24 protein-coding genes and 2 riboswitches are annotated in these 23,413 nt (G+C 31.8%); of the genes, 11 read left to right on the top strand and 13 right to left on the bottom strand.

Annotated features, from left to right (window positions below):
* Positions 1–26: 26 nt before the first annotated feature.
* Genes BV55_RS0105050 through BV55_RS0105040 form a run of 3 tightly spaced genes read right to left on the bottom strand, consistent with a single transcriptional unit; the run spans position 27 to position 2,443 of the window.
* Positions 27–827: a MetQ/NlpA family ABC transporter substrate-binding protein gene (locus tag BV55_RS0105050; RefSeq protein WP_029451728.1), complete on the bottom strand. Its 801-nt coding sequence runs from the start codon at positions 825–827 to the stop codon at positions 27–29.
* A 12-nt stretch (positions 828–839) separates the two neighbouring features.
* Positions 840–1,481 (bottom strand): methionine ABC transporter permease, encoded by a 642-nt coding sequence (locus BV55_RS0105045; RefSeq protein ID WP_029451727.1) that lies wholly within the window; start codon positions 1,479–1,481, stop codon positions 840–842.
* Positions 1,481–2,443 carry a methionine ABC transporter ATP-binding protein gene (locus tag BV55_RS0105040; RefSeq protein WP_029451726.1) on the bottom strand — a complete coding sequence of 321 codons (963 nt, stop codon included), beginning with the start codon at positions 2,441–2,443 and terminating at the stop codon, positions 1,481–1,483. The genes BV55_RS0105045 and BV55_RS0105040 overlap by 1 nt, the downstream gene beginning before the upstream one ends.
* Positions 2,444–2,518: 75 nt before the next feature.
* Positions 2,519–2,634: riboswitch (SAM riboswitch) on the bottom strand.
* A gap of 242 nt (positions 2,635–2,876) precedes the next feature.
* Between BV55_RS0105040 and BV55_RS0105035 the strand changes: the two genes are divergently transcribed.
* The 11 genes from BV55_RS0105035 to BV55_RS15525 all read left to right on the top strand — a co-directional run bounded on the left by BV55_RS0105035 (position 2,877) and on the right by BV55_RS15525 (position 12,823).
* Positions 2,877–3,260 (top strand): hypothetical protein, encoded by a 384-nt coding sequence (locus BV55_RS0105035; protein ID WP_029451725.1) that lies wholly within the window; start codon positions 2,877–2,879, stop codon positions 3,258–3,260.
* 4 nt (positions 3,261–3,264) lie between these two features.
* Entirely contained in the window at positions 3,265–4,239 is a 975-nt protein-coding gene (locus BV55_RS15050) for a C39 family peptidase (RefSeq protein ID WP_051652401.1), read from the top strand.
* A gap of 193 nt (positions 4,240–4,432) precedes the next feature.
* Positions 4,433–4,825, top strand: a complete 393-nt coding sequence (locus BV55_RS0105025) for a ribosomal maturation YjgA family protein (protein ID WP_423752100.1) — start codon at positions 4,433–4,435, stop codon at positions 4,823–4,825.
* Positions 4,826–5,021: 196 nt separating this feature from the next.
* Positions 5,022–5,774 carry a Fe-S cluster assembly ATPase SufC gene (sufC, locus tag BV55_RS0105020; RefSeq protein WP_029451720.1) on the top strand — a complete coding sequence of 251 codons (753 nt, stop codon included), beginning with the start codon at positions 5,022–5,024 and terminating at the stop codon, positions 5,772–5,774.
* Between the two features lie 16 nt (positions 5,775–5,790).
* On the top strand, positions 5,791–7,197 hold the full coding sequence (sufB, locus tag BV55_RS0105015; protein WP_029451719.1) for a Fe-S cluster assembly protein SufB: 1,407 nt from the start codon (positions 5,791–5,793) through the stop codon (positions 7,195–7,197).
* Between the two features lie 11 nt (positions 7,198–7,208).
* Positions 7,209–8,315 (top strand): Fe-S cluster assembly protein SufD, encoded by a 1,107-nt coding sequence (gene sufD / locus BV55_RS0105010; RefSeq protein ID WP_029451718.1) that lies wholly within the window; start codon positions 7,209–7,211, stop codon positions 8,313–8,315.
* Positions 8,308–9,555 carry a cysteine desulfurase gene (locus BV55_RS0105005; protein WP_029451717.1) on the top strand — a complete coding sequence of 416 codons (1,248 nt, stop codon included), beginning with the start codon at positions 8,308–8,310 and terminating at the stop codon, positions 9,553–9,555. Before sufD ends, BV55_RS0105005 begins: the two co-directional genes overlap by 8 nt.
* On the top strand, positions 9,545–9,970 hold the full coding sequence (sufU, locus tag BV55_RS0105000; protein ID WP_029451715.1) for a Fe-S cluster assembly sulfur transfer protein SufU: 426 nt from the start codon (positions 9,545–9,547) through the stop codon (positions 9,968–9,970). Before BV55_RS0105005 ends, sufU begins: the two co-directional genes overlap by 11 nt.
* Positions 9,971–10,221: 251 nt before the next feature.
* Positions 10,222–11,712 (top strand): glycerol kinase GlpK, encoded by a 1,491-nt coding sequence (glpK, locus tag BV55_RS0104995; protein ID WP_029451714.1) that lies wholly within the window; start codon positions 10,222–10,224, stop codon positions 11,710–11,712.
* A gap of 93 nt (positions 11,713–11,805) precedes the next feature.
* Positions 11,806–12,510: an MIP/aquaporin family protein gene (locus tag BV55_RS0104990; protein WP_029451713.1), complete on the top strand. Its 705-nt coding sequence runs from the start codon at positions 11,806–11,808 to the stop codon at positions 12,508–12,510.
* A gap of 169 nt (positions 12,511–12,679) precedes the next feature.
* Positions 12,680–12,823: a hypothetical protein gene (locus tag BV55_RS15525; RefSeq protein WP_157469603.1), complete on the top strand. Its 144-nt coding sequence runs from the start codon at positions 12,680–12,682 to the stop codon at positions 12,821–12,823.
* A gap of 82 nt (positions 12,824–12,905) precedes the next feature.
* Here the strand turns inward: BV55_RS15525 and kamE are convergent, their stop codons facing one another.
* The 10 genes from kamE to kal form a co-directional block, all read right to left on the bottom strand.
* Positions 12,906–13,694 carry a lysine 5,6-aminomutase subunit beta gene (gene kamE / locus BV55_RS0104980; protein ID WP_029451712.1) on the bottom strand — a complete coding sequence of 263 codons (789 nt, stop codon included), beginning with the start codon at positions 13,692–13,694 and terminating at the stop codon, positions 12,906–12,908.
* Positions 13,694–15,250: a lysine 5,6-aminomutase subunit alpha gene (gene kamD, locus BV55_RS0104975; RefSeq protein WP_029451711.1), complete on the bottom strand. Its 1,557-nt coding sequence runs from the start codon at positions 15,248–15,250 to the stop codon at positions 13,694–13,696. The genes kamE and kamD overlap by 1 nt, the downstream gene beginning before the upstream one ends.
* A complete protein-coding gene (gene kamC / locus BV55_RS0104970) occupies positions 15,243–16,733 on the bottom strand; it encodes a lysine 5,6-aminomutase reactivase ATPase KamC (RefSeq protein ID WP_029451710.1) in 1,491 nt (496 codons plus the stop codon). Before kamC ends, kamD begins: the two co-directional genes overlap by 8 nt.
* Before the next feature lie 24 nt (positions 16,734–16,757).
* On the bottom strand, positions 16,758–17,798 hold the full coding sequence (kamB, locus tag BV55_RS0104965; protein WP_051652400.1) for a lysine 5,6-aminomutase reactivase subunit KamB: 1,041 nt from the start codon (positions 17,796–17,798) through the stop codon (positions 16,758–16,760).
* 83 nt (positions 17,799–17,881) lie between these two features.
* Positions 17,882–19,135, bottom strand: a complete 1,254-nt coding sequence (kamA, locus tag BV55_RS0104960) for a lysine 2,3-aminomutase (RefSeq protein WP_029451708.1) — start codon at positions 19,133–19,135, stop codon at positions 17,882–17,884.
* A gap of 114 nt (positions 19,136–19,249) precedes the next feature.
* Positions 19,250–20,284, bottom strand: coding sequence for an L-erythro-3,5-diaminohexanoate dehydrogenase (gene kdd / locus BV55_RS0104955; RefSeq protein ID WP_029451707.1), 1,035 nt, complete (start codon positions 20,282–20,284; stop codon positions 19,250–19,252).
* Between the two features lie 26 nt (positions 20,285–20,310).
* Positions 20,311–20,979, bottom strand: coding sequence for a 3-oxoacid CoA-transferase subunit B (locus tag BV55_RS0104950; RefSeq protein ID WP_029451706.1), 669 nt, complete (start codon positions 20,977–20,979; stop codon positions 20,311–20,313).
* Positions 20,980–21,633: a CoA transferase subunit A gene (locus BV55_RS0104945; protein ID WP_029451705.1), complete on the bottom strand. Its 654-nt coding sequence runs from the start codon at positions 21,631–21,633 to the stop codon at positions 20,980–20,982.
* 4 nt (positions 21,634–21,637) lie between these two features.
* Complete coding sequence (kce, locus tag BV55_RS0104940) at positions 21,638–22,465, bottom strand: 3-keto-5-aminohexanoate cleavage enzyme (RefSeq protein ID WP_029451704.1); 828 nt, start codon at positions 22,463–22,465, stop codon at positions 21,638–21,640.
* Positions 22,466–22,484: 19 nt separating this feature from the next.
* A complete protein-coding gene (gene kal, locus BV55_RS0104935) occupies positions 22,485–22,868 on the bottom strand; it encodes a 3-aminobutyryl-CoA ammonia lyase (RefSeq protein WP_029451702.1) in 384 nt (127 codons plus the stop codon).
* 201 nt (positions 22,869–23,069) lie between these two features.
* Positions 23,070–23,251: riboswitch (Lysine riboswitch) on the bottom strand.
* Positions 23,252–23,413 lie beyond the last annotated feature (162 nt).

Genomic DNA, 23,413 nt, shown 5'->3' with positions numbered 1-23,413 from the left:
AATCAATTTGTAAGGGATAAGGTTATCTAGAATGCAGGGATTATAGACCCCTTATATTTATCTTCTATAAATTTTTTTATTTCAGCTGAGGTTAGTGCCTTACTTAGGGCCTTTATAGCATCGGAGTCTTTATTGTCCTCTCTTACTGCTAAAATGTTAGCATAAGGAGATTCTTTAGATTCAATAGCTAAGGCATCTGTTAGTGGATTAAGGTTTGCCTCAAGAGCATAATTTGTGTTTATTACAGCAATAGTAACATCATCAAGCACCCTTGGCAATTGAGGGGCCTCTAGTTCCTGTAATTTTAAATTTTTTGGGTTTTCTATTATATCATTTATAGTTGCGAGTTCTACATCATTTATTTTTATTAATGATTTAGACTCAAGTAACTTTAAAGCTCTTGAACTATTAGTTGGATCATTTGGAATAGCTATTGTATCTCCGTCTTTGATGAGAGATATATCTTTTATCTTTTTAGAGTATATGCCAAGAGGTTCAAGATGGACTTTTGCAGTAAAGGTTAAATCAGTACCTCTTTCTTTATTAAACTTTTCAAGGTATGGAGAGTGTTGAAAGAAATTTGCATCTATTTCTTTTTCTGCAAGGGCTGTATTTGGGGTAACGTAATCTGTAAATTCTACTATCTCTAAATTATAACCTTCTTTTTTAAGTAGTGTTTTAGCTTCTTCTAGTATTTCACTATGAGGCACGGGACTTGCACCAACCTTTATAGTGTTCTTATTACCTTCTTTAGAATTGCTTGAACAACCTATAAGTATTGAAGGTATTAATAATAATGAAGTTAGTAAAATGGTTAGTTTTTTCATTGTATATTCCTCCTATGAAATTAATTTTTTATATAATATATTTCCAAGTGCTTGAATTAACTGAACTAATATTATTAAAATAATTACAGTTATAATCATGACATCAACTTTAAATCTGTGGTAGCCATATCGTACGGCTACATCTCCAAGGCCACCAGCACCAATGGAGCCAGCCATAGCTGAGTATCCTATAACATTAATAACCGTAAGTGTTATACCAGATACGATAGAAGGTAAAGCTTCTTTTATCATAACTTTAAATATAATTTGCATATTGCTAGAGCCGAAAGACTTTGCAGCTTCAATTATTCCATAATCTACTTCGTTTAAAGAAGATTCAATAACCCTTGCAGCAAAGGGCATTGCACCAATGGTTAGGGGTACTATAGCCGCATTTGTCCCAATACTTTTTCCAACTATAAATTTAGTGAAGGGTGCTATAGATATCATTAATATTAAAAATGGCATAGATCTTAAGATATTTATAATAAAATCTAAAATGTTATAAAGTAATTTATTTGGGTTTAGCCCTTTAGGTGATGTTACAACCAGTATTATAGCTAGGACAAATCCTAAAATCACAGCAAGGATTGTAGAAGAGACCACCATATATAAGGTGTCTAAAAGCGCAGGTAGTATAATGTTTTGAATCATTAATTTCTCACCTCCCAGTTTATATTATTTTGATCTAGATATTTTACTATGCTATCCTTATCATCTTTTTTTATATTAATGGTAAGAGTGCCAAGAAGAGAATTCCTAAATCTTTCAACCTTACCTTCAATTATAGAAAAGTCCTTGTCTAAGTCTCTAGCCATAGAAGTTATAATGGACTTGCTACTAGATTCTTTGGGAAAAAATAGCTTAATATTTATCCCTTGAAGTTTTATAGGTAAATCACCATCACCAATAAAAGTCTTTAAGCTACTATCAGGTTTTAAAAAGAGATCTTCTACACTTCCGTTATATAAAAGTTTTCCGCTATCAATAAGGGCAACACTATTGCAAATTTCTTTTATAACCTCCATTTGGTGAGTTACTATAGCTATGGTTATACCAAAATCTTTATTTAATTTGTTTAGTAGGGATAAGATATCTTTTGTAGTCTTAGGGTCTAAAGCTGAAGTAGCCTCATCACAAAGGAGCATCTTAGGCTCTAACGCAAGGGCTCTTGCGATAGCTATTCTTTGTTTTTGACCACCACTTAATTTAGATGGCTTAACATGGGCTTTATCAGTTAGTGAAACTAGATCTAATAATTCATAGACCCTCTTTTTTATTGATTCTTTGGTGTAGCCCCAAGTTTCTAAGGGAAGTGATATATTTTCATAAACTGTCTTTCTGTTTAATAGATTAAAGTTTTGGAATATCATACCTAAGTCTTTTCTAGCAATTCTAAGGTCTTTATAATTTAGCGTTTCTATATATTTATCATCTACCTTAATACTTCCAGATTCATAGCTTTCAAGGCCATTTATACACCTTAATAGTGTTGACTTCCCAGCACCGCTATAACCTATTATTCCAAATATATCGCCTTTTTTTATGGATAAGTTTATGTCTTCTAGTACAACTAATCCTTCATAAGACTTTTTTAAATTCGTTATTTCAATCAAAATTACCACCCCATCTATATTTATATATAAAAAAATACCAGAGAATAAACTCTGGTATCTGAAACCACGCTCATTCTCTTATCTCTCAGTAATTAAACTGCAGGATTTAGCACCTTGTATTCATAACTTACATTATGAATACTGGTTGCTGGGCATCAAAGGGCCAGTCCCTCCGCCACTCGCGATAAGATATTAAAATCTATTAAATTTTAAAATTAATTATATATGCTATGAGTTATATAGTCAAGGAAATTTATAAAATAATTTTAAAAAGTATTGATTGATTTATGAATATCTCATTCATGGTAATCGTGGAAGAAAACCTGACCATACCCGAATCTTTTATTATTTTGTTGACTAGATATAATTGCAGAAAGTAATTTGAAGTTAAGCAAGCTTCATGGTAAAATATTACAGAAGGGAGGAGAGGTGTTTGAAAAAGGTTTTAATTATAGCATTAGTAGGATTATTAATCATAAGCTTTTTTATTATACAAAGAAATACAAAGTTAAATATTAATAGTAATGATATTACAGAAATAAGTATTACATCATTACCATCACCACCAACGAATAAAAGTATTAAAGATGTAGTAGAAATTAATGAATTTGTAAGTATATTAAATGAATTAGATTTAAAAAGAGTTAAGAATACCGATGAAAAAGGTTGGAAATATCTAATAAAAGTAATTGGGGATGAAGATTACACAATACAAATAGTATCTTCACATTTAATTATAAATGAAAAGCGATATGAAACAGATAACCTAGATAAACTAATAAAATTTATAGAAGAATTAAATATGCTTAAGGAGTGATGTTATGAATAGAAAAATATTTAAATCAATATTAGTAGTAATGTTGACATTATTAATTACGGCTAATATTACTATATCAAGTAAGGCTATGGGAATAGAGCAATTTAGCAATGAAAAAGTTATTGTTAATGAATTTATAGATAAATATCATCCAGGAAAAAATTATGATGATATAATTAGTTTATATGATTTTAATGATAAAATAAGTTATTTATTATTTACACTCAGTGATAGTGGATATGTGATTATAGATATAAATGATAAGTGTGTTGTAGAAAGTGGAACAGATAATAATAACTTTATAAAGGCTGATACAAATAAATATTATTACAATGGACCATTTGCATACTTTATAGAAAAGGATGGTATGTTATTTGATTTAACTTCACAAGAATATATAAAGGAAAAAGATTTAAAATGTGTAACTCCTAAAAAAGAATTAGACTATGAGGTTGATAGTTCAATTACACTGTATGGCGAAGTTGAATATGGTGTATATCTAAAAGGAACATTACCTAATTATTCATATAATCCAAATGGCATATGTGGGTCTACAGCAGCAGCTATGTTTTTAAGATATTGGGATACTTGGCATAATGGAAACTATGTTCCATCTAATCTACAGACAAGTAATGGAGAAGCATTAATAAAAAGATTAGTTCCACATATTGATGGAAGTAGTCCAGGAAGTAGTCCAGATGAGTTAAAAAATGGGATACAGAGTTATTTAAGAAGTCAAGGTGTGAATGATTATATGTATAGTGAAACATATGGTAATTATAGGGTTCAAGAGAGAATAGATAATAATAAACCATTTATATTAGGATTAACTAATCACCCAACATACAATGAACATTGGGTAACTGCATATGGATACTTTGTAGAATTAGGTAGATTTAAGTATATTATTGTGAATAATGGTTGGGGTGGATCAGGAGTATATATTAACTCAAGTTATTGTGATTATATAGTATATTAAGTTATAAATATATTAGAAAGACGTAGAGGAAATTAATATTCCAATTCTACGTTTTTTTATATTTTCATCTGTTTTTCTAAAAGATACTTTTGACACGTTAGTTAAGATAGTTTCTATAAGAAAGAAGATTAGATATTTAAAAATATATGTTAATATGAACAATATATAGTACAAAAGAAGGGGATATTTTAATATGAAAATGAATAAGCGTAATAGAATTAACTATGGAATTTTAATTATAACTGTGGTTTTACTTGGTATAGGTTCAAGAAAATTTGGATATATACTTCCAAGATTTATTGCTAGCTATTTAGGGGATACTCTTTGGGGGTTGATGATATTTTTGACAATTGGGTTTTTATTCAATTATTTAGATACTAATGTGGTTGCTATCGCCTCCTTAATATTTTGCTTCTTTATAGAATTTACTCAATTATATCACTCGGCTTTTATAGATAGCATAAGATCAACTGTAATAGGTGGATTAGTTTTAGGCTTTGGGTTTTTATGGAGCGACTTAATTTGTTATAGCATTGGAATTATAATAGGGATTTTAATTGAAAAGGGTATTACTTTGAATAAATAAGTTAAACATATATTATGGATTATTTAGATGTTTATCTTACTTTATATAAGATAAATAATATAATATATTTAACATATATAAGGGAAATTTGCTTTGACTAATCCCGACCAAAGTAGTATGATATAAACATATAATATCATAGTGATTTACTAGGGTATTTGATGATATATAGAATGTTAATAAGGAGATGAAAATAGTGACAGAAAAACTTTTGGATATAAAAGATCTTCACGCTTCAGTGGATGATAAAGAGATATTAAAGGGTGTTAACCTAACTATAAATAAAGGAGAAGTTCACGTTATTATGGGACCAAATGGTGCAGGAAAATCTACTCTTGCATATACTTTGATGAACCATCCTAAATATACTGTGACAAAGGGAGATATAATATTAGACGGGGAAAATATAAATGATCTAAAGACAAATGAAAGAGCTAAAAAGGGATTGTTTTTATCATTCCAACATCCAGAAGAGATACCTGGAGTTACCGTACAAAACTTTCTAAGAACATCTAAGGCTGCTGTAACGGGAGCACCATTAAAGATGATGAGCTTTAGAAAAGCACTTAAAGAAAAGATGGAACTTTTAGAAATTGGAGAAGATTATGCTAGCAGATACTTAAATGTAGGATTCTCTGGTGGTGAAAAGAAGAAAAATGAGATACTTCAAATGTCAATTTTAGAGCCTAAACTTGCAATTCTAGATGAAACAGATTCTGGTCTTGATGTTGATGCTATAAAGGTAGTAGCAGAGGGAGTAAATAATCTTAAGAGCGAGGATAGATCAATAATAGTTATAACTCATCATAATAAGATACTTGATTATTTAAATCCAGATTTTGTTCACATTTTAGTTAATGGAAGAGTGGTAAAAACTGGAGACATGAGCTTAGCTAGAGATATAGAAACTAATGGTTATGAGTCTTATAAAGACCATGTAGTTGTGTAGGGTGGTGAGATAATAAATGGATAGAAAAAAGACTTATGTAGAAGATGTATATAGAGGTATATATGATGTTAAAAATGAAGTCAGATATACATATAAATCTAAAAGTGGTTTAACACCAGATATTATAAAAGACATGTCAAAAGAAAAAAATGAACCACAGTGGATGACTGACTTTAGACTAAGATCTTTAGAAATTTATAATGAATTAAAGGTTCCTACCTGGGGTCCAGATTTAAGTAACTTAGATATAGATAATATTATTACCTATATAAAGCCAGATACAGATATGAAATCAGATTGGAATGAGATTCCAGATGATATAAAAAAGACCTTCGATTTATTAGGAATACCAGAAGCTGAAAAGGAATCTTTAGCTGGTGTAGGAGCACAATACGACTCAGAGGTTGTATATCATAGCATAAAAGAGGATCTTGTAAAACAAGGCGTAGTATATACAGATATGGAAAGTGCAGTTAAGGATTACGAAGATATAGTTAAAGAGTATTTTATGAAATGCGTACCTCCAAATGATCATAAATTTGCAGCACTTCATGGAGCTGTCTGGTCTGGCGGATCCTTTGTATATGTCCCAGAAGGCGTTGAAGTAGATATACCACTTCAATCTTACTTTAGACTTAATGCTCCTGGAGCAGGACAATTTGAACATACATTAATAATAGTTGAAAAGGGAGCCAAACTTCACTTTATAGAAGGCTGTTCTGCTCCAAAGTATTCTGTTAACAATCTTCATGCAGGATGTGTAGAGCTTTTTGTAAAAGAAGGGGCTACACTTAGATATAGCACTATTGAAAATTGGTCAAGGAATATGTATAACTTAAATACTAAAAGAGCCATAGTAGAAAAAGATGGTACTATAGAATGGATATCTGGATCTTTTGGATCAAAAGTATCTATGCTATACCCTATGAGTGTTTTAAAAGGTGAGAGGGCTAGATGTGAATTTACAGGCATAACTTTTGCAGGGAAGGATCAACATTTAGATACTGGATGTAAGGTAGTGCATGCAGCCCCTTATACTTTATCTAATATAAATTCTAAGTCTATATCAAAGGATGGAGGAATCGCTATATATAGAGGAGTAGTTAGGGTAACAAAAAATGCTCATCACTCTAAGTCTACAGTATCCTGTGAGTCCTTGATGCTAGATAACATATCAAAATCAGATACTATACCTGTAATAGATATAATGAATGATGAAATAGATCTAGGACATGAGGCTAAAATTGGTAGGATAAGTGATGAGGCTATATTTTATCTAATGAGCAGAGGTCTTAGTGAAGAAGAGGCAAAGGCTATGATAGTTAGAGGGTTTGTTGAACCTATAGCAAAAGAATTACCACTAGAGTATGCAGTAGAAATGAATAACCTTATAAAACTAGAATTAGAAGGGGTTATAGGATAGGGGATGAGAAGATGTTAATGAAAGTTAATGAAATGAATAGGTTACCAGTTATAACTTGGAGATGGCTTAAAGTTAATGAATTAAATCTTAGTGAACTGAATATACCAGAGATAAAAAGGTATGATAAAAGGATTTTGAAAACTTCTTCTCATGGGAACATTGTAATAAAGGATCAGGTTGAAGTATCAGACTTTGATCAAAGTGAGGAAAAGGTTATAGAATACGGAGTGTCAGAAGAAGTAATAAAGATAGCTAAAGAGTATTCAAACACAGGGACTTCTATTTATGCACCTAAAAATGAAGTTTATAAAGAGCCAATTAGAATAGAATATATAATGGATGAAGATAACTTTGCAGTATTAGATAATAATATTATAGTTGCAGAAGAAAATAGTCAAATAACTGTGGTGATGGAGTATAAAACTGAAGGAGAGGTTCAGGCACTTCACAATGGTATAACTAAAATATATGCAAAAAAGGGATCAAAGGTAAATCTTATAAAGGTTCAATCAATGAATGATAAGTCACATCATTTTGATTCTAATGTTGGATTTATAGGTTATGGGGCTGAAATAAATTATGTATCTGTAGAACTTGGAGGTAAGGTTAGTGTAACAAACTATGTTAATAATCTTCAGGAAGATACAAGTAAATTAGATTTAAAGTCTATATATTTAGTAGATAAAGATAGGATAGTAGATCTAAGTTATAAGATGAATCATATTGGTAGATGGACAAATAGCAATATAGAAACAAGAGGGGTATTAAAAGACAATGGTAAGAAAACATTTAGAGGAACTTTAGATTTTAAAAAAGGATCATCTAGGTCAAAAGGCTCTGAAGAGGATATTGCATTACTTCTAGATCCTACAGTAAAATCTTATGCTATACCTTTGCTTTTATGTGATGAAGATGATGTTCAAGGTGCTCATGCAGCTAGTGCCGGTAAGGTTGATTCAGATAAACTCTTTTATCTTATGAGTAGAGGATTTTCTGAAAAGGAAGCAAAGCTTCTAATAGTTCAAGGTTCTTTTAAACATATAATAGATGAGGTTCCAGTTGAAGATATAAGAAAACAAATTGAAGAAAAAATTCAAGGAAGGTTAATTAATGAATAATATTGATTTTTTAAAGATTAATAAAATAAGAAAAGATTTTCCTATTTTATCAGAAAAGATAAATGGACATCAGCTTGTATATTTAGATAATGGAGCAACAACTCAAAGACCGAGTGTGGTAACTAATGCAGTAAAGGATTATTATGAAGGCTCAAATGCAAACCCTCATAGGGGTGCACATACACTTAGTATAAAGGCTACCGACATATATGAAGGTACAAGAGAAAAGGTAAGAAAATTCATTAATGCTAAAAGTACATCAGAGATTATATTTACTAAAAATAGTACTGAAGCTTTAAATTTATTGGCTAATTCTTATGGGTTGAACTTTTTAGAAAAGGGAGATGAAATCCTTATATCTATTGCTGAGCATCATAGTAATTTAATACCCTGGCAACAGATAGCAAAGAGGAAGTCATTAAAACTTAAATATGTTTATGTGAATGATGAAGGAAGAATAGAAAAAGAAAAGTTAGAAGAAGCATTAAATGAGAATACAAAAATAGTGTCCATAGCACATATGAATAATAGCTTAGGGGTAATAAATGATATAGAATATATAATAGAAAAGGCCCATGAAGTAGGAGCTATAGCTATAGTGGATGGAGCTCAAAGTGTACCCCATATGGGAGTAGACGTTCAAAGAATTAATGCTGACTTTTTAGTGTTCTCAGGTCATAAGATGCTAGGACCTATGGGTATAGGTGTTCTATATGGTAAAGAAGAAATTTTAGAAAAGATGCCTCCCTTCTTATTTGGAGGAGATATGATAGAATATGTATCTGAAGAAGAAACTAGCTTTGCAGAGCTTCCTTATAAATTTGAAGCAGGAACTCAAAATGTAGAAGGAGCAGCAGGGCTTAGTGCAGCTATAGATTACATAGAAGACCTTGGATTTAATTTTATTAAATCCGTGGAAGAGGATCTAACAATGTATGCTCTACAGGAGTTAAAAAAGATACCTTATATAGATATATATGGTCCACTAGATACTACTAATAGGGGTGGAATAATATCTTTTAATGTTAAAGATGTGCATCCACATGATGTGGCTACAATACTTGATAGTTATGGAGTCGCTATAAGAGCAGGACATCATTGTGCTCAGCCTTTTATGAAATATATGAATTTAAATTCTACTTGTAGGATTAGCTTTTATTTTTATAATACAAGAGAAGAGGTTGATATATTTATAGAAGCTATTAAAAGTGTAAGGAAGTGGTTAGGATATGGATCTTAATGAATTATATACAGAACTTATATCAGAACATAATCAAAACAAAGAAAACAAAAGACATATAGAAAATCCAGACCATATAGAACTTGGGCATAATCCAAGTTGTGGTGATGAAATATCTTTAGAGTTAAAATTTGATGGAGATATAATAAAGGATGCTGCATTTACAGGACATGGTTGTGCTATATCCCAGGCGTCTACATCTATAATGATAGATTTAATTAAGGGCAAGAAAAAGGAAGAAGCCTTAAAGCTAGTGGATATGTTCTTAGCTATGATAAAAAAGGATATAAAAGATGATAATGAACTTGAAGAATTAGAAGATGCTATAGCTTTTAAAAATATTTCTAATATGCCAGCAAGGGTTAAGTGTGCAGTTCTTTCTTGGCATACACTGAAAGAATCTATAAATGAATAATAAAGATAAAGTAATAAATCACCCTTTAGTAAAATATAATAGACTAAAGGGTGATTTTTAATTATTAATTATTTAAATATATTTAAAATTGAATAAGAAACTATTGAAATTTGCAAAGGTTTACAGTAGAATATAGAGAAGAATATAATATTTAAGGCAGAGAATATGAGCCGTTTAAAATGAAGATAACCTTTGTTTTATTAGGCTTTTTATTTTTTACATTATTTACAAAATGGAAGGGTGGATGTAACATGGGCAAATATGTAATGGCGCTAGATCAAGGAACAACCAGCTCAAGATGTATACTTTTTAATGAAAAGGGGCTTATAGTAGGTTCTGCTCAAAAAGAATTCAAACAAATTTACCCTAAAGGTGGATGGGTAGAACATGATCCAATGGAAATTTGGTCTTCACAATTTTCAGTGGCTATAGAGGCCATAGCTAAGATAGGTGCAGATTCAACAGATATAGCATCTATAGGGATTACAAATCAAAGAGAAACAACTGTTGTATGGGACAAAAGAACAGGAATACCTGTTTATAACGCTATAGTGTGGCAATGCAGAAGAACAGCAGAGTATTGTGATGAACTGAAGGCTCAAGGTTATGACAAAATGATTAAAGAGAAGACAGGCTTATTATTGGATGCATACTTCTCTGGAACAAAGGTAAAATGGATATTAGATAATGTGGAAGGTGCTAGAGAGAAAGCGGAAAATGGTCATTTATTATTTGGTACTATAGATTCTTGGCTTATATGGAATTTAACTAAGGGCAAGGTACATGTTACTGATTATTCAAATGCTTCTAGAACATTATTATTTAACATACATGAATTAAAATGGGATGAGGAATTATTAGATTTATTTAATATACCAAAGCAAATGCTTCCAGAAGTAAAACCATCAAGTTTTGTTTATGGAAAGACAGATAAGGTTTTATTTGGTCATGAAATACCAATCGGAGGGGTAGCTGGGGACCAACAAGCAGCATTGTTTGGACAAATGTGTCATGAAGCAGGGACTGCTAAAAATACTTATGGAACAGGGTGTTTCTTACTTATGAATACAGGGGAGAAGGCTGTTGAGTCTAAGAATGGTCTATTAACAACTATTGCCTGGGGAGTAGATGATAAGGTTGAATACGCATTAGAAGGAAGCATATTTGTTGCTGGTGCAGCGATACAGTGGTTAAGAGACGAGATGAGAATGTTAAAGACTTCAGCAGATTCAGAGGAATATGCAAATGAGGTAGAAGATACTGATGGTGTATATTTAGTACCTGCTTTTGTTGGACTTGGAGCTCCTTACTGGGATCCTTATGCAAGAGGAACTGTTGTTGGACTTACAAGAGCTACTAAAAAGGAGCATTTTGTAAGAGCTACATTAGAATCTTTAGCATATCAAACTCATGATGTATTAAAAGCAATGCAAGAAGATTCAGGAATAGAACTTAAAGCTTTAAAGGTAGATGGAGGAGCATGTGCAAATGATTTCTTAATGCAATTCCAATCAGATATTTTAAATGTACAAGTAGATAGACCTGAGGTAATAGAAACTACAGCTCTTGGAGCAGCTTATTTAGCAGGACTTGCTGTTAGTTACTGGAAGGATAAAGAAGAGATAGCTAGAAACTGGGCTATATCAAAGTCGTTTACTCCTTGTATGGAAGAAGAGAAAAGAGTGGGCTTACTAGATGGATGGCATGAAGCTGTTAAAAGATCAATGAATTGGGTTAAATAACAAAGTTTAATTGAAATTACTTAATTAAAAATATTTAATTAAAGATGACTTTTCCATAAGACAAAATAAATAATCTTAAAGGGGGATATTTAAATGTCAACATTTATGGCTGAATTATTGGGGACTATGATTTTGATTTTACTAGGTGATGGAGTTGTTGCGAATACTGTACTTAAAAAATCAAAGGGTGAAAGTTCAGGATGGATTGTAATTGCAACAGGTTGGGCAATAGCGGTTGCAATTCCGGTATATATATTTGGACCTATAAGCGGGGCACACTTTAACCCAGCAGTAACTATTGCATTTGCGTCTATAGGGAAATTTGCTTGGTCAGAGGTTCCTATGTATATAATAGCTCAATTAATTGGAGCATTCCTTGGAGCAGTTTTAGTATGGCTTGCTTATCTTCCACATTGGGAAATTACTGATGATAAGGCTGGAAAGCTTGCAGTATTTTCTACAGGCCCAGCTGTTCGTAACACTAAAGGTAATTTAATAACTGAAATTATAGGAACATTCTTTTTAGTATTTGCTTTGCTTGGAATGGCAAATACTAAAATGGTAGATGGTTTAGCTCCTATGGTTGTTGGACTTATAATTCTTGCTGCAGGATTATCATTAGGAGGACCAACAGGTTATGCTATTAACCCAGCAAGAGACCTTGGACCACGTATAGCGCATGCTGTATTGCCTATAAAAGGTAAAGGCGATTCAGACTGGGGTTATGCTTGGATACCAATTGTAGGACCTATAATTGGAGGACTTATTGCAGCAGTTCTTTTCAATGTAATGTTTTAATATTATTACTGTTTAAAAAATAGGCTATTTCTAAAAGAAATAGCCTATTTTTTAGCATAAATTTAATTGCCACTTAAAGGTCTTAGTAATAACTTTAATTAGTGGATTTTTTGTTAAAGAGTTGGATAAGATAATTTTATATAGATTAACTTCATGAAAGGAGAAAACTATGAATAAAGATTTTCAAAATAAAAATATAAATCAGAGCATGGAACAAAAGAGCAAAGAAAGTAGGGAGTCTAAGACGGGCTATAAAAACAGAGGGAATTGTGCATTAGAAGCAGGTATAAGAAATACTAAAGGGAAAAGATAAAAGTTAATTTCAACTTTTTATAGAGGTAATTTAAAAATAAATAGGCATATTTATTTTTAATATAAATATGCCTATTTATTAATTATATAAGATCTCTTTTAACCATTTCTGTTACTGAAAATGTTGCTACATCATCAGCATACTTACCAGGTCCAAAGCCAGCATCATAGCCTAATTCTTTAGCTAATTCATGGCTTATCCTAGGTCCACCACATATAAGTAGGACCTTGTCTCTTAATCCTTCAGCTTCTAGAAGTTCTACAAGTTCTGTAAGGTTTTGAATATGAACATTTTTTTGTGTTACTGTTTGTGACACTAAAAGAATGTCGGCTTTAAGCTCAATAGCCTTTTTTACAAATTCCTCATTAGGAACTTGGCTACCTAAATTATAAGCTTCTATCATCTCATATCTTTCTAAACCGTAATGGCCAGCATAGCCTTTCATATTCATTATGGCATCTATTCCAACGGTATGAGCATCTGTACCAGTGCTAGCACCTATTATAACTATTTTTCTTTGAATATTTTCTTTTATATAATCATTAACTTCTTCCATGGATAAGGTATCAACTTCTACAGTTTGTACATGGATAGATTCATAATCTACAGTATGAGTTAGGGTTCCATATACAACGTAAAATGTAAAGTTCTTATCTAAGGCAGCATGATGCGCAACGTTAGGCTCTTCAAGGCCCATCTTTTTCGCAAGTATTTTAGCGGCCTCAGCACTTTTATCATTATCAGGTAAAGGTAAGGTAAAGCTTAGTTGAACCTTACCATCATTCATAGTATCTCCATAGGGTTTTACTTTATTTAAATCTAAAACTGTATCTGTACTTCTTTTTTCGGTAGAGTATAATCCACTGCTCATTATCTATCCCCCCCTAACATTAAATCTATGAATGGGTTAAAGTATTCCTTTGATTTTTCTGATACACCAGCAAGACCTTTTCCACCATTTATTGGCCTTTTTATCCCTGCAAACATACCTTTTTCTAGAGTTTTGAATAGACCTTCACCTTCAATTTCAGATAGTAGCTCAGAAGACTTGCTTAATACTTCATTAGCTCTTTCTTCCATCTTACCGCCATTTTTAAATTCAAGTTCGTCACCTAGGTCTTCCATACTATTAAAGATATAGCGAGCATTGTCTATGGAAAGTGCTCTATCAGACATAAGTGGTGTATGTATGGCCTCAGTAAGCATCCCTAAAAGGTGGATCTTTTGATTAGTTAATACACTTACCATATTAAAAAGTGCATTTTGAACAGTACCTTTAAATATATCTCCTGTCATAAACTTTGTAGGAGGCATATATTTAAGTGGTGCTCTTGGAAATATTTCTCTAGCCATTTGAGCTTGAGCTAATTCGTATAAAAAGGCATTTTTAAGATCTGGATTCATTTCAAAAGCATGACCTAAGCCCATCTGTTCTTCAGGAAGTCCAGCAACTAATGCAAACTGCTCATTAATAAATTGAGAAGCAAGTACAGTATGGGCCTCTTCAAAGGCATCTGAAGTAGTAAGATAATTATCTTCACCTGTATTTATTATTACACCTGCAAAGCCATTTATAACACGTGAAAAGTATTGGTCTACAAGGGTTCTTTTCATATTTATGTCTCTAAATAATATTCCATAAAGAGCATCATTTAACATTACGTCTAGTCTCTCTAAGGCACCCATAGCAGCAATTTCAGGCATACATAATCCAGAACAATAATTACAAAGTCTTATGTATCTACCAACTTCATCTCCGATTATATCAAGTGCTTCTCTCATTTGTCTAAAGTTTTCTTGTGTTGCAAAGGTACCTCCGAATCCTTCAGTAGTTTCTCCGTAAGGCACATAATCTAAAAGGCTTTGCCCAGTAGTTCTTATTACAGCGATTATATCAGCACCTTGTTTTACAGCTGCAACTGCTTGAGTTATATCTTCTTTAATATTTCCAGTAGCAACTATTACATATAAAAAAGGACCTTTTTTATCTCCAAGCCTTGAAAGAACTTCTTCTCTTTTATTTCTATTTGCCTTAATCTTTTCTACATATATTTTTGCTATAGGCATTATAGTAGCTTTTATTTCAAATAAGTCTTTAGATTCTAAGGTAGTTAGATCTAGCTGACCTTTAGCGACTTTTTCAGCTATTTCTTGAGGTGAAAGACCTGTATTTAACATAGCATTACCGATAAAATAAGCAGCACCTAAAGAAAGAGCATCGTTTTTTACTATGTTATCTACAACTACATTTGGTAAAGGAACACCAACGCTATCGATGCCATCTATACCAAGAAGTCTACAGACTGTTCTTTCTACAGCTACAGTTGTATGTAAGTCTATAAATTCTTGTGTATCTAAAGCTATGTTTTTAGCGTGTGATCTAGCCTTAGCTACTGTTTCAAAGTTTAAGTTTAATTTACTATTCATAATCTTCCTCCTCATTATTTAAATTTTTATAATAATATTTTTGAGCTATTTCTACGATTTCTGGTTGAAGGCCTAAAAGTATAGATATATTTAATGCATCTTTAGGTACCTTATTAGTGTTAGATACCTTTTCTAGGCTATAATCCATATGTTCTTGAATTATATCAATAGAATTAGTTTTATTAAGAACAATTTTTCTTTTTAAATCCTCAAAACATACATTTTTAAGACCCATCACTTGGTAGTGAATCATGTCATCAGTAACTATATTATCATAGTGGGTAGAGACTACGCTAATAGAGGTTGTTGTATTTAAATATTCGCATAATGATCTAACTAAAAATGATCCTTCTTTAGGATTAGTGCCTCTTGCAAATTCATCTAAAGCTATAAATCCTTTTTTAACTTTAGTATGTTCTATTACATTTTTAAGCTCTATTATTTCAGCACCAAAGGTACTTAGCCCCTGTGATACTGATTGAAGATCGTCAGATATAAAGTATATAAAGTCTAGTATAGGGAATTTTGCATAATCCGCAAAAACAAAGAAACCTAGTTGTCCTAAAAGTAAATTAAGGACTATAGTTTTAAGTGTCACACTTTTCCCGCCCATATTAGCACCTGTAATTACAGCAACTCCAGAATTAAGTGATATGTTTATTGGTGTAAAAGGAGTATTTTTAGATTCTAATATATGTTTAACTTCTGGGTTAAAGGAATTGGTGAAGGTAACTTCCATATTATCTGATATCTCAGGTTTTGTAGCATTATAATTTAAAGCTAATTTCCCTTTTGCAATTAAGAAATCTAACTTACCCATAGAATAAATGTTATTTTTTATAGTATCAACGTATGAGTTTATTTTTTTTGTTAAACTCATTCTTATGATTAGTTCTTCAGCATCCTCTTCAATAACATATTTTAGTCTTTTTTCTTTAAGTATAATAATCTTTTCTTCATCATCAGAGTATAATATTTCATCTTCTAATTTTCTTTTATTGAGTCGGATATCTTTTAATTTTTTAGAATAACTATCATATATTTGAAATGTGGGTAACCTTTTATTGTCAGGGTCTAGTAAATTTAAAATAGCGCTTAAATCAAAAAAGTTTATTCCAGTTATATTAATTGAATCATTATAAATGCTATACAATTCTTCAGATATCATACAAAAACTTTTAATTTCAAAAAGCTCTACATCATCTAAGGTATTAAGATTTGAACATCTTACAACTGAGTTTCTGATATCTTTTACCTTTGATAAGAGTCTTTCTATGGATCTATAAGTATTCCTTTTTTCCATATAGCTAGTAGTTATCTTTTCTATGTTGTTTAGTTCTGTTACTAGTAATTCTTTATCTTCTTGTTTAAAAGGAGCTATATTCTTTTTGAGATCCTCACCAAAGGGTGTAATAGCATCAAGTTTATCAATTACGAAGGTGTACCCTACCTGTTCTCGTTGTTTCTTATCTAAAAAAATCATTACATTCACCTTCTTTAAGTTTATTTATGCATTATATTCTACATCGAATACTGGTAAATCTACAGATTCTCTTAGCTTATTTAAAAAGATGTCCTTGTTAAATTCATAGCCATAAGGAGATTTAGGGTTACAGGTTACAAATAAAACATTTATTGGAGATAGGCATCTTATTTGACCACCAGTAACTATAAACTTTTTATAAATTTCTTCTGATAAAAATAGCTTTGTACCATCTTCAACTAAAAAGATTACTCTTTTATAAAGATCTGTAGATCTAATTATATCAAGTAAAAGTTTATCCGATAATATGCCTTTAATAAAAACATAGGATACATTTTCAGTAAGATTATAAACTATATCTTTACCGGAATCTAAAGAAGTTAAAGCATTAAGATTTTTTATGCTTTTATTCTTATAAATTATACTTATTCTCTGTGATTCTAAGGTGTTATTACATAAGGCTACTATATATGAATCCTCTTCTTCTGGTATAGACAATAGTCTTATTGTATGTGCTGTTTTTTCTATAACACTATACATATTTTTTGATAAAGAGGCACCTGTAGATAAGATGGTAGCTTCTGTTATGCTTGGGGATGCAAAGGTTCGTCTACCTAGTGCACCATCAACTAATACTTTTTCACAACCTAGGTTTAAAAGATCATTAGAAATCATGGACATCTGTGAATTTACAGAAGGCCCTCCAAGATCTACATATCCGTCGCTTAATGATTTAACTATTATTACCTCACCCATAGGAGTTTGAATTCCTGTGGTATTTATTATTTCTTTGGTAATATCACTATTATCGAGACATTGTCTTACAGTAGCTATGTAACTTCCTCTTCTTACATATATCTTAGGTTTTTTTGTAAGGGTTACAACATCTGTACCTTCTCCATCACGGCCTATAGAAGTAATGCCAAGTGGCATTATAAGTCCCATGGAATTTTGAATAATATAGTTAAGTACTGTAGTTTTACCTACATTTTTATCCATTCCTATTATAGATATGGTTTTAAAGTCTTCTATAAGGCTCATTATAGTATTGCGGTTATTATCCATTTAAACACTTCCTAAACTCATGATAAAGGGTGCTCTTTGCCTTAGTTTAAAACTAAAGCAAAGAACATTATTTATTATACAGTTTATCTATGATTTCTTTTCTTTCGTTGAAGTCCTTCAGGTTCTAAGGAGATACCATTTCCTTGAACTAGACCTGCTATTCCTATTAGCTTTTCACTAGCCTTTTCATTTTTACATACATCACAGTTACAGGTATCAACGTAACTTTCAGGTTCAGTATAAGTAGTTATAACACCTTCAAAGTTTCTTAATATAACCTTGTTTGGAGATTGAGATATTACGTAATTAGGCATTACAGGTGTCTTTCCACCACCTTCTGGTGCATCTACAACGAAGGTTGGTACGCAATATCCTGAGGTATGACCTCTTAAACCTTCTATAATTTCAATTCCTTTTGATACAGGTGTTCTAAAATGCTCAAGTCCCATAGATAAATCACATTGATATATATAGTATGGCCTAACTCTTATTTTAACTAGGTCTTGAACTAATTGTTTCATAACATGTACACAGTCATTTACACCTCTAAGTAGAACAGATTGATTACCTAAAGGTATTCCGGCATTTGCCATTTTAGCGCAAGCAGCTGTAGACTCTTTTGTAATTTCATTTGAATGATTAAAGTGAGTATTTAACCAAATAGGATGATATTTTTTTAGCATATTAACAAGGTCATCTGTAATCCTTTGAGGTAAAACTACAGGGATTCTTGATCCTATTCTTATAATTTCCACATGAGGAATTTCTCTTAATCTTTTTATTATATATTCAAGTTTTTCATCTGATATTAAAAGTGCATCTCCACCAGATAATAGAACATCACGTACATTTGGAGTGTCTCTAATATAGTCTATAGCCTTGTCTATTTGATCCATTGGTAATGACTTATCATTTTGTCCTGCAAATCTTCGTCTAGTACAGTGTCTACAATACATAGAACATTGATCAGTAATAAGAAGAAGTACACGGTCAGGATATCTATGAGTAAGTCCAGGTACTGGGGAGTCTTCATCTTCACTTAGTGGATCTAATAAATCTGCATCAGATTTATGCACTTCAGCGCCAGTTGGTATAGCTTGTTTTCTTATTGGGCCATTAGGATCATTAGGATCTATAAGGCACAGGTAATAAGGGGTTATGGCCATTCTTAATGAACCTAGGCATTTTTTAACTCCTTCTTCTTCTTCAGGTGTAAGTGGTATGTATTTCTTTAGTTCTTCCAAGGTCTCTATTCTGTTTTTAAGTTGCCACTTCCAGTCATTCCATAATTCATCAGGGATATCCTTAAATAATTCAAAGCGTCTATTTACCTTCACTTTTAAAACCCTCCTAGTGTTATTTTAAGATTTTTATTTAAAACTTTTATTTAATACAAATAATGTTTTATGTTCAACCGTTACTCTTTAGAGGTGGCAACATATTATTAAATTTTAAACATATAATTTAGTAAATATCTCCCTTAAGATTTTACTTTCTCTAAGTTCAGATAGAGTTATTTCGGCATGACCTTTTGTATAGCCGTTTCCAACTATCATAGTAATATCTTTACCTGCACCTTCAGCTCCTAATGCTGCTTTTGTAAAGCTTGTAGCCATGGAGAAGAAATAAACAATACCTTCATCTTTAACAGGTAATATACAGGACATTTCAGTATTTGCAACATTTACACAATTAACGGAAACATCTACTTCTTTACCATTATTAGCTTCTAAGGTTTTATTTAAAACTTCTATAGGTTTTGTTGCATCAGTAGCAATTACGTTATGGCAAAGTCCCCATTTTAATAAATTTCCAACCTCTGAACCTTCTCTATCCATAGCTATTACCCTACCTGTTGGCCCAACTCTTTTCATTGCTTCATAGCAGCATAGCATACCTGATTTACCAGCAGCCCCAACTATTAAAATGCTTTGACCTGGTTTTACAAGTTTTGCAATTTGAGCTGGTGCTCCCGCAACATCTAAAGCTGCTAATGCTAAGTTTTCAGGTAAATCTTCGGGAAGCTTAGCATAAAGACCACTTTCAAACAGTATAGCTTGACCTTTTATATCTATCCTATCTATGTCTTTATGAATTGCTATTATTTCTTCGATTTTTAAAGGAGTCAAAGATAGAGATACAAGTGAAGCAATTTTATCTCCAACTTTTATATCTATGTCTTTTAAGTTTTCTCCAATTTCAGATACAGTACCAATAAACATTCCACCAGAACCTGTAACGGGATTTTGCATTTTGCCTCTTTGCTCAACAATTTCTATTATTTTAGCTTTTATCTTTTCTATGTCATTATTAGCTTCTTTCTCGATTTGAGTGAAACTTGCAGAATCTATATTTAAAGACTGAACATCTATTAGAATTTCGTTTGAGTATATTTTCATATCATTGTCAATTTTTTTTGCAGCTTGAGTTAGAACTCCTTTAGGTTCTATAACCCTATGTGTTCCATATTTGCAACCTTTATTCATTATATGATACCTCCAAAATAATATATTTAATTTTCATCCATTACCTTTAAGTATTTAGCCACAGTAAAATCAGCTTCTGTGAAAGATCTTATTTCATCTAAGGTTGTATCCTTTTGTATTTCTGTAAGTATTAAACCGTCTTCAGTTACTTCTAGAACACAAAGTTCTGTAACTATCATGGTAACTACAGATTTTGCAGTTAGAGGTAATCTACATTCTTTAAGTATTTTAGGATTACCTTTTCCTGTATGTTGCATAGCTACTATAACCTTTTTAGCCCCAGTAACAAGGTCCATAGCTCCACCCATTCCAGGGACCTTTTTACCTGGTATTATCCAATTAGCTAGATTTCCTCTTTCATCCACCTCTAATGCTCCAAGAACTGTAACATCGACATGTCCACCTCTTATCAATGCAAATGAAAATGAACTATCGAAAAAACAACCCTTTGGAAGTATGGTTACACATTGGCCTCCAGCGTTTACGATATCCTTATCTTCGAACCCACTTTCAGGGGATTCGCCCATTCCAATCATTCCATTTTCTGATTGTAATAGAACATGAACATCTTCTGAAATATAATTAGCTACCATTGTAGGTAGTCCTACACCAAGATTTACAAGCTGACCATCTTTCATTTCTTTAGCTACTCTTTTAGCAATGATTTCTTTAGCTATTAAGGCATCTTGGATCATTTATGCCAACTCCTTTATAATATAGTCTACAAGTATACTAGGGGTGTGAACATTTTCAGCATCTAAGTCGCCTAGTTTAACTATTTTTTCTGATTCTACAATAACAATATCTGAAGCCATGGCCATAACTGGATTAAAGTTTTTTGTAGTGCCTCTATAAAATATGTTTCCAGATTCATCTACTATGGTCCCTCTTAATATTGACATATCAGCTCTTAAAGGAAGTTCTATTAGATATTCTTTACCATCTATAGTTAGCTTTTCCTTACCTTCTTCTACAATTGTCCCAACACCTGTTGCGGTTATTACAGCACCAAGTCCTGATCCACCAGCTCGTATTTTTTCAGCTAGAGTACCTTGAGGAATAAGTTCTGCTTCAAGTTTACCTTCATTCATAAGTCTTCCGGTATCATTATTTCCACCTATATAAGAAGCAATTAATTTTTTGATTTGTCCATTTAAAAGTAACTTACCAACGCCAATTCCTGGATAACAAGTGTCATTAGTTATAATTGTTAAATCTTTTATATTTAAGTCTACAAGATAGTCTATAATACTGTGAGCAGATCCACAACCTAGGAATCCACCTATCATTATTGTCATATCATCTTTGAATAAATGTTTTACATCACCTAGTTCAACTACTTTATTCATAATATTAACGACGCTCCTTAAGGCCTAATATTTTTCTGGTTTCATTTGGATTTGCAATTTCTCGTCCTAGCTCACTTGCAAGTCTTACAACTTTTGAAACTAATTCTCCATTAGATTTTGCAAGTATGCCTTTTGATAAGTAAACGTTGTCTTCATATCCAACTCTTACATGACCACCCATTATAATAGCCATGGCTGCCATAGGAAATTCATTTCTACCTATGCCAGACACGGTAAATGTGCTTTCAGAAGGAATACTACCAGCCATAAATACTAAGTCCCTAGGTGAAGCTGATATACCTCCATTTACTCCTAGAACAAAGTTAAAGTGCATAGGAGATTTTATGAACCCTTTTTTCTGAAGCCTTATAGCCATATCTATCATACCTTTATCGAAAACTTCAACTTCAGGTTTAACTCCAAGATTTATCATCTTTTCACCAAACTCTTTGATTGTATTTTCAGTATTAACAAATATATCATCACCACCAAAATTGCAAGTTCCACAATCTAGTGTAGCCATTTCAGGATTAAGATCTACAGGTTGTAATCGCTCTTCATTACCCATTCCGACAGCTCCACCAGTGGAAGGCTGAATTATAACATCAGGACATCTTTTTTGGATTTCTTTAATGCAGGCTCTAAATCTTTCTTTATTTTGAGTTGGAGTTCCATCATCTTCTCTTACGTGAAGATGAATTATACTAGCTCCAGCCTTATATGCTTTTTCAGCCTCTATTCCTATTTCCTCTACCGTATAAGGTAAGCTAGAATTATGCTCCTTTGTAACTTCAGCTCCACATATAGCGGCAGTAATTATAAGTTTATCCAATTATATATACCACCTTTCCTTATAACTTTCTTTGATTTTTCTTTGGAACAATGCAAGTTCCAGTGGCTTTACATACAACTATTGGCTCTTCTAATATATCAGCAGCAGAAGCGCTTATATCAGGTCTTGGTATTATAACTTTTCTTGCTTCAAATGTCATTTTTCTTGAAGAATTTCCACAGTTAATTATTTCACCAGTGGCTTCAATATAATCTCCAGAATAAACTGGTGCTAAAAAGTCTACAGAATCGTAAGATCTAAAAAGACCTTCATCTCCATCGTTTGCGATAAGAAGCTCGGTTGCAACATCCCCAAATAATTGTAACATTTTGGCTCCATCAACTAAATTACCGCCGTAGTGAGCATCTGATTGACTTATTCTTATTCTAATTGTTGATTTCAAAATAGTCCCTCCTTATTAATTTTCATTAAATGTATTTTAAATTATAACAATAATTGTTAAGCGTCATTAAAACAATGAATAAATTGTATAAAGTTTAACAATGGTGGCAAGTTAAAATGAATAAATTGGCATTATTGAAAGGGTTTTATATTTACAGGGTATAAAAAAAGCTATCCATGCAATGAAAGTTTTGATTTTCATCGCATAAATAGCTCTCCATGTCTTTAATCATGGCAAGGATAAAGCTTTCTGAACTTAATCCCCAAGATATTAGGTAAGAACAAATAATATCTTTCGGCAAATAAACCCTTCATTTTTAACATTGGAGGTTCTTCTCCTTAATATTTAAAAACTACCCATTTATTTGCGCCTCTATTTATGAATTTAATTAATTTTAATGGTAATATGTTAATTCTAATTGGTAATGAAAAGGTTGTCAATGACTTTTTGAAAATTAAATACTTTAATATAATAGAGAAAATTTAAATAAGATGCTAACTATTATTTAGGTTAAACATTTGTAAATACCTATTTAAGCAATGCTT

It is taken from the genome of Clostridium algidicarnis (assembly GCF_000703125.1).
GTDB lineage: Bacteria > Bacillota > Clostridia > Clostridiales > Clostridiaceae > Clostridium_L > Clostridium_L algidicarnis.
The sequence above is the reverse complement of the archived record's forward strand: the minus strand, read 5'-3'. Positions and strand labels throughout refer to the sequence as shown.